Source organism: Pseudomonas sp. PS02303 (assembly GCF_029959925.1).
Lineage (GTDB): Bacteria > Pseudomonadota > Gammaproteobacteria > Pseudomonadales > Pseudomonadaceae > Aquipseudomonas > Aquipseudomonas mandelii.
In genome coordinates this window covers 1-7,066 of the sequence record NZ_JASCOM010000290.1, presented here as the reverse complement: position 1 = coordinate 7,066, position 7,066 = coordinate 1, and the positions used below count along the sequence as shown (strand labels likewise).

At 61.8% G+C, this 7,066-nt stretch carries 5 protein-coding genes; all 5 read left to right on the top strand.

The window, feature by feature from the left end; genetic code table 11:
- The first annotated feature begins 303 nt into the window (after nucleotides 1–303).
- The 5 genes from glyA to soxG all read left to right on the top strand — a co-directional run bounded on the left by glyA (nucleotide 304) and on the right by soxG (nucleotide 6,971).
- Nucleotides 304–1,557: a serine hydroxymethyltransferase gene (gene glyA, locus QMX98_RS30605; protein ID WP_282411874.1), complete on the top strand. Its 1,254-nt coding sequence runs from the start codon at nucleotides 304–306 to the stop codon at nucleotides 1,555–1,557.
- A gap of 23 nt (nucleotides 1,558–1,580) precedes the next feature.
- Nucleotides 1,581–2,831, top strand: a complete 1,251-nt coding sequence (locus QMX98_RS30600; RefSeq protein WP_007947735.1) for a sarcosine oxidase subunit beta — start codon at nucleotides 1,581–1,583, stop codon at nucleotides 2,829–2,831.
- A gap of 14 nt (nucleotides 2,832–2,845) precedes the next feature.
- A complete protein-coding gene (locus QMX98_RS30595) occupies nucleotides 2,846–3,175 on the top strand; it encodes a sarcosine oxidase subunit delta (RefSeq protein ID WP_010467039.1) in 330 nt (109 codons plus the stop codon).
- Entirely contained in the window at nucleotides 3,172–6,189 is a 3,018-nt protein-coding gene (locus QMX98_RS30590; protein ID WP_282411873.1) for a sarcosine oxidase subunit alpha, read from the top strand. The genes QMX98_RS30595 and QMX98_RS30590 overlap by 4 nt, the downstream gene beginning before the upstream one ends.
- A 149-nt stretch (nucleotides 6,190–6,338) precedes the next feature.
- Nucleotides 6,339–6,971 carry a sarcosine oxidase subunit gamma family protein gene (gene soxG / locus QMX98_RS30585; protein ID WP_010467044.1) on the top strand — a complete coding sequence of 211 codons (633 nt, stop codon included), beginning with the start codon at nucleotides 6,339–6,341 and terminating at the stop codon, nucleotides 6,969–6,971.
- Nucleotides 6,972–7,066: the final 95 nt, after the last annotated feature.

Genomic DNA, 7,066 nt, shown 5'->3' with positions numbered 1-7,066 from the left:
GCGCCAGGCAATCGCCTGACCCCTGTAGGAGTGAGCCTGCTCGCGATGAGGCCGTCACAGCCAGCATTGATGTTGCCTGACCCACCGCTATCGCGAGCAGGCTCACTCCTACAGGGGTTCCTTGGTGATTTGAGGAGTGTGTTCGGCATGCCATTTCCCGCCATGTCGTAAACGCACCTTTGCGTGGCGTCCGTAGGCATTTGGCCTGTCTGCGCCGGTCATACCATCGCATCAAAGGGCACTGTCGAAACACCGGTGCCTTACCGAGACGAATGGCGCATAGATGCCGCTGGGAGAGACGCGATGTTCAGCAAGCAAGACCAGATCCAGGGTTACGACGATGCACTGCTGGCGGCGATGAATGCCGAGGAGCAACGCCAGGAAGATCACATCGAGCTGATCGCGTCAGAGAACTACACCAGCAAACGCGTCATGGAAGCGCAAGGCAGCGGCCTGACCAACAAATACGCCGAAGGCTATCCGGGCAAGCGCTACTACGGTGGCTGCGAGCACGTCGATAAAGTTGAAGCGCTGGCCATCGAACGCGCCAAGCAACTGTTCGGTGCCGACTACGCCAACGTCCAGCCGCACTCCGGCTCTTCGGCCAACAGTGCTGTGTATCTGGCCCTGATCCAGCCGGGCGACACCATCCTCGGCATGAGCCTGGCCCACGGTGGTCACCTGACCCACGGCGCCAAAGTGTCGTCCTCGGGCAAGCTGTACAACGCCGTGCAGTACGGCATCGACACCAAAACCGGGTTGATCGATTACGACGAAGTCGAGCGCCTGGCGGTCGAATGCAAACCGAAGATGATCGTTGCCGGCTTCTCGGCTTACTCCAAGACCCTCGACTTCCCACGTTTCCGTCAGATCGCCGACAAGGTCGGTGCGCTGCTGTTCGTCGACATGGCCCACGTGGCCGGTCTGGTCGCTGCTGGCCTGTATCCGAATCCGCTGCCGTACGCCGACGTGGTCACCACCACCACCCACAAGACCCTGCGCGGTCCGCGTGGCGGCCTGATCCGGTGCAAGTCCAACGAAGAAATCGAGAAAAAGCTCAACGCTGCGGTATTCCCCGGCGCACAGGGCGGCCCGCTGATGCACGTCATCGCCGGTAAAGCCGTGTGCTTCAAGGAAGCGCTGGAGCCTGGTTTCAAGGTTTACCAGCAACAAGTGATCGACAACGCCCAGGCCATGGCCGGCGTGTTTATCAAACGCGGCTACGATGTAGTGTCCGGCGGCACCGATAACCACCTGTTCCTGGTCAGCCTGATCCGTCAGGGCCTCACCGGCAAAGAGGCGGATGCAGCACTCGGTCGCGCCCACATCACCGTCAACAAGAACGCTGTCCCGAACGATCCACAGTCGCCGTTCGTGACCTCCGGCCTGCGCATCGGCACCCCGGCGGTGACCACGCGCGGCTTCAAGGTGACCCAGTGCGTGGAACTGGCCGGCTGGATCTGCGACATCCTCGACAACCTCGGCGACGCCGACGTGGAAGCGAATGTTGCCCAGCAAGTGTCGGCCCTGTGCGCGGACTTCCCGGTTTATCGCTGAGCGCGGTTTTGGAGTAAATGACTATGCAACGCTACTCGGGCTTCGGCCTCTTCAAACACTCCCTCAGCCATCACGAAAACTGGCAGAAAATGTGGCGCACGCCGACCCCTAAAAAGGTCTATGACGTGGTCATCGTCGGCGGTGGCGGGCATGGTCTCGCCACGGCTTACTACCTGGCCAAAGAGCACGGCATCACCAACGTGGCCGTGGTCGAGAAAGGCTGGCTGGGCGGCGGTAACACCGCGCGCAACACCACCATCGTTCGCTCCAACTACCTGTGGGACGAGTCGGCGCACCTGTACGAACACGCGATGAAATTGTGGGAAGGCCTGTCCCAGGATCTGAACTACAACGTCATGTTCTCCCAGCGCGGCGTTTACAACCTGTGCCACACCCTGCAAGACATCCGTGATTCCGAGCGTCGGGTCAGCGCCAACCGCCTCAACGGCGTGGACGGTGAACTGCTCGATGCCAAGCAAGTGGCCGACGAGATCCCGTACCTCGACTGCTCGAAGAACACTCGCTACCCGGTGATGGGCGCAACCGTTCAGCGTCGCGGCGGCGTGGCCCGTCACGATGCCGTGGCGTGGGGCTTTGCCCGTGCCGCCGACGCCTTGGGCGTGGACCTGATCCAGCAGACCGAAGTGATCGGCTTCCGCAAGGAAAACGGCGTGTGCATCGGCGTTGAAACCAACAAAGGCTTCATCGGCGCCAAGCGCGTCGGCGTGGTGACCGCCGGTAACTCCGGGCACATGGCCAAACTCGCCGGTTTCCGCCTGCCGATCGAATCCCACCCGCTGCAAGCGCTGGTGTCCGAGCCGATCAAACCGATTATCGACAGCGTGATCATGTCCAACGCCGTACACGGTTACATCAGCCAGTCCGACAAGGGCGACCTGGTGATCGGCGCCGGTATCGACGGCTACAACGGCTACGGCCAGCGTGGTTCGTACCCGGTGATCGAGCACACCATCCAGGCCATCGTCGAGATGTTCCCGGTGTTGTCCCGCGTGCGCATGAACCGGCAGTGGGGCGGCATCGTCGACACCACACCGGATGCCTGCCCGATCATCTCGAAAACCCCGGTCCCGAACATGTTCTTCAACTGCGGTTGGGGCACCGGCGGCTTCAAGGCCACACCTGGCTCGGGCAACGTGTTTGCCGCGAGTCTGGCCAAGGGTGAAATGCACCCATTGGCTGCACCTTTCTCCATCGACCGTTTCCACAACGGTGCGTTGATCGATGAACACGGCGCTGCTGCGGTTGCCCACTAACAGGAGAAATCCCCATGTTGCATATCTTCTGTCCTCACTGCGGCGAGTTGCGCTCCGAAGAGGAATTCCACGCATCCGGCCAGGCGCACATTCCGCGCCCACTGGATCCGAACACCTGCACCGACGAGGAGTGGGGCGACTACATGTTCTTCCGCGATAACCCTCGCGGTCTGCACCACGAGTTGTGGGATCACGTCGCCGGTTGCCGTCAGTATTTCAACGCGACCCGCGACACCGTGACCTACGAGATTCTCGAGACCTACAAGATCGGCGCCAAGCCGCAGTTCACCGACAAGACCGATAGCCCGAAAGCGGCCACGACGGCTCTGGGAGAGAAGGTATGAGCCAGATCAATCGCCTGTCCAACGGCGGACGGATCGACCGCAACAAAGTGCTGAGCTTCACCTTCAACGGTCAGGTCTACAAAGGCTTTGAAGGCGATTCGCTGGCCGCTGCCCTGCTGGCCAACGGTGTCGACATCATCGGTCGCAGCTTCAAGTATTCCCGTCCGCGCGGCATCTTCGCTGCTGGCGCCGAAGAGCCGAATGCCGTGCTGCAGATCGGCGCGACCGAAGCCACGCAGATCCCGAACGTACGTGCCACGCAACAAGCGCTGTATCAAGGCCTGGTCGCCACCAGCACCAACGGCTGGCCAAGCGTGAACAACGACATGATGGGGATTCTCGGCAAGGTCGGTGGCAAGCTGATGCCGCCGGGCTTCTACTACAAAACCTTCATGTACCCGCAATCGTTCTGGATGACTTACGAGAAGTACATCCGTAAGGCCGCCGGCCTTGGCCGCTCGCCGACCGAGAACGATCCGGACACCTACGACTACATGAACCAGCACTGCGACGTGCTGATCGTCGGCGGTGGCCCCGCAGGTCTGGCCGCTGCACTGGCGGCTGCGCGCAGCGGTGCTCGTGTCATCCTCGCCGATGAACAGGAAGAGTTCGGCGGCAGCCTGCTCGACTCCCGCGAAAGCCTCGACGGCAAGCCAGCGGCCGAGTGGGTCGCCAGCGTCATCGCCGAACTGAAAGACACCCCGGACGTGCTGCTGTTGCCGCGCGCCACGGTCAACGGTTACCACGACCATAACTTCCTGACCATTCACGAGCGCCTGACCGATCACCTCGGCGACCGTGCTCCGATTGGCCAGGTGCGTCAGCGCATCCACCGGGTTCGCGCTAAACGTGTGGTGCTGGCAACCGGCGCTCACGAGCGCCCACTGGTCTACGGCAACAACGACGTGCCGGGCAACATGCTGGCCGGCGCTGTCTCGACTTACGTTCGCCGTTACGGCGTGGCACCGGGCAAGAAACTGGTGCTGTCGACCAACAACGATCACGCCTACCGCGTTGCTCTGGATTGGCTCGATGCCAGCCTGCAAGTGGTGGCCATCGCCGACGCCCGCAGCAATCCGCGCGGTGCATTGGTTGAAGAAGCGCGCGCCAAAGGCATTCGCATCCTGACCGGCAGCGCCGTGATCGAGGCCCGTGGCAGCAAGCACGTGACCGCCGCTCGCGTTGCCGCGATCGATGTCAAAGCACACGCCGTGACCAGCCCTGGCGAGTGGCTTGATTGCGATTTGATCGCCAGCTCCGGTGGTTACAGTCCGGTGGTTCACTTGGCTTCGCACTTGGGTGGCAAACCGATCTGGCGTGAAGACATCCTCGGTTTCGTACCGGGCGAAGCACCGCAGAAACGCGTGTGCGTCGGTGGCATCAACGGCGTCTATGGCCTCGGCGATTCGTTGGCCGATGGTTTTGAAGGCGGCGCTCGCGCAGCCAGCGAAGCCGGTTTCAGTGTGGTCGAAGGCACGTTGCCGAAAGCCCTGAGCCGTCTCGAAGAGCCCACCCTGGCGCTGTTCCAGGTGCCGCACGAAAAAGGCACCTCGCGCGGACCGAAGCAATTCGTCGACCTGCAAAACGACGTCACCGCCGCCGCCATCGAACTGGCGACCCGCGAAGGCTTCGAGTCGGTCGAGCACGTCAAACGCTACACCGCACTGGGCTTCGGCACGGACCAGGGCAAGCTCGGCAACGTCAACGGCCTGGCCATCGCCGCCCGTTCGCTGAACGTGACCATCCCGCAGATGGGCACCACCATGTTCCGCCCGAACTACACGCCGGTTACCTTCGGCGCCGTGGCCGGTCGTCACTGTGGGCACATCTTCGAACCGGTGCGTCACACCGCGCTGCATCACTGGCACGTGAAAAACGGCGCCGAGTTTGAAGACGTCGGTCAGTGGAAGCGTCCTTGGTACTTCCCGAAAAACGGTGAAGACATTCACGCTGCGGTGAAACGCGAATGCAAAGCCGTGCGCGACAGCGTCGGCCTGCTGGACGCTTCGACCCTGGGCAAGATCGACATCCAGGGCCCGGACACCCGCGAGTTCCTGAACCGCATCTACACCAACGCCTGGACCAAGCTCGACGTGGGCAAGGCCCGTTACGGCCTGATGTGCAAAGAAGACGGCATGGTGTTCGACGACGGCGTGACCGCATGCCTGGCCGACAACCATTTCGTGATGACTACCACCACCGGCGGCGCTGCTCGCGTGCTGCAATGGCTGGAAATCTACCACCAGACCGAATGGCCAGACCTGAAGGTGTACTTCACGTCCGTGACGGATCACTGGGCAACCATGACCCTGTCCGGGCCGAACAGCCGCAAGCTGCTCAGCGAAGTGACCGACGCCGATCTGAGCAACGAAGCCTTCCCGTTCATGACCTGGAAAGAAGCGTTGGTCGGCGGTGTGCCAGCGCGGATTTTCCGGATTTCGTTTACCGGTGAGCTGTCGTACGAAGTCAACGTGCAAGCCGACTATGCGATGGGCGTGCTCGAGAAAATCGTCGAGGCTGGCAAGCAGTACAACCTGACCCCGTATGGCACCGAAACCATGCACATCCTGCGGGCCGAGAAAGGCTTCATCATCGTCGGTCAGGACACCGACGGCTCGATGACCCCGGACGACCTGAACATGGGCTGGTGTGTCGGTCGCACCAAACCGTTCTCGTGGATTGGCCAGCGTGGCATGAACCGCGAAGACTGCATGCGTGATCAACGCAAACAGTTGGTGGGCCTGAAGCCGATCGACCCGACCAAATGGCTGCCGGAAGGTGCGCAACTGGTGTTCAACACCAAGCAGACGATTCCGATGACGATGGTCGGTCACGTCACTTCCAGCTACCTGCACAACTCCCTGGGCTATTCGTTTGCCATGGGCGTGGTGAAGGGCGGTTTGAAGCGCATCGGTGAGCGCGTGTTCGCACCGCTGGCCGATGGCAGCGTGATCGAGGCGGAAATCGTTTCTTCGGTGTTCTTCGATCCAAAGGGTGATCGCCAGAACATCTAATGGCTTCGGGTCCTGTGGGGTGCCTGCTACCGCCTTCGCGAGCAGGCTCGCTCCCACAGGAGATCGCGGTCAAATGTGGGAGCTAGCCTGCTGGCGATGACGGCAGTGCAGCCACCACAGGAACCAACAGAATTCAGGAAAGGTGCTTTATGACCGCAGCCAATGTGTACCAACAACGCCCAACCACCGGGGCCAAGGCCGAGTCGTCGCTGCATCATGCCGACCTCGCCAGCCTGGTGGGCAAGGGCCGTAAAAGCGCCGGCGTGATCGTGCGTGAGAAAAAACTCCTCGGCCACCTGACCATTCGTGGTGATGGCCACGATGCGGCGTTCGCCGCTGGCGTGCACAAGGCCCTCGGGATCGAACTGCCGGCCGCGCTGACCGTCGTCGTCAAAGGCGAAACCAGCCTGCAATGGATGGGGCCGGATGAATGGCTGCTGATCGTGCCGACCGGCGAAGAATTCGCGGCCGAGCAAAAACTGCGTGAAGCGCTGGGCGACCTGCACATCGCGATCACCAACGTCAGCGGTGGCCAGCAGATCCTCGAACTGAGCGGCCCGAACGTGCGCCAGGTGCTGATGAAATCCACCAGCTACGACGTGCACCCCAACAGTTTCCCGGTGGGCAAGGCTGTCGGCACCGTGTTTGCCAAGTCGCAACTGGTGATCCGCCACACCGCCGAAGACACCTGGGAACTGCTGATCCGTCGCAGCTTCTCGGATTACTGGTGGTTGTGGTTGCAGGATGCAGCGGCGGAATACGGCCTGAGCGTCCAGGCCTGATCAGGAGGCGATCACCTGTGGGAGCGAGCCTGCTCGCGAAGACGGTATCTCAGCGACATTGATGTCGACTGACACGCCCTCTTCGCGAGCAGGCT

Coding starts and splice junctions, on each gene's coding strand:
- QMX98_RS30590 (WP_282411873.1), top strand. CDS start 3,172: ATGAGCCAGATCAATCGCCTGTCCAACGGCGGACGGATCGACCGCAAC.
- soxG (WP_010467044.1), top strand. CDS start 6,339: ATGACCGCAGCCAATGTGTACCAACAACGCCCAACCACCGGGGCCAAG.
- QMX98_RS30595 (WP_010467039.1), top strand. CDS start 2,846: ATGTTGCATATCTTCTGTCCTCACTGCGGCGAGTTGCGCTCCGAAGAG.
- QMX98_RS30600 (WP_007947735.1), top strand. CDS start 1,581: ATGCAACGCTACTCGGGCTTCGGCCTCTTCAAACACTCCCTCAGCCAT.
- glyA (WP_282411874.1), top strand. CDS start 304: ATGTTCAGCAAGCAAGACCAGATCCAGGGTTACGACGATGCACTGCTG.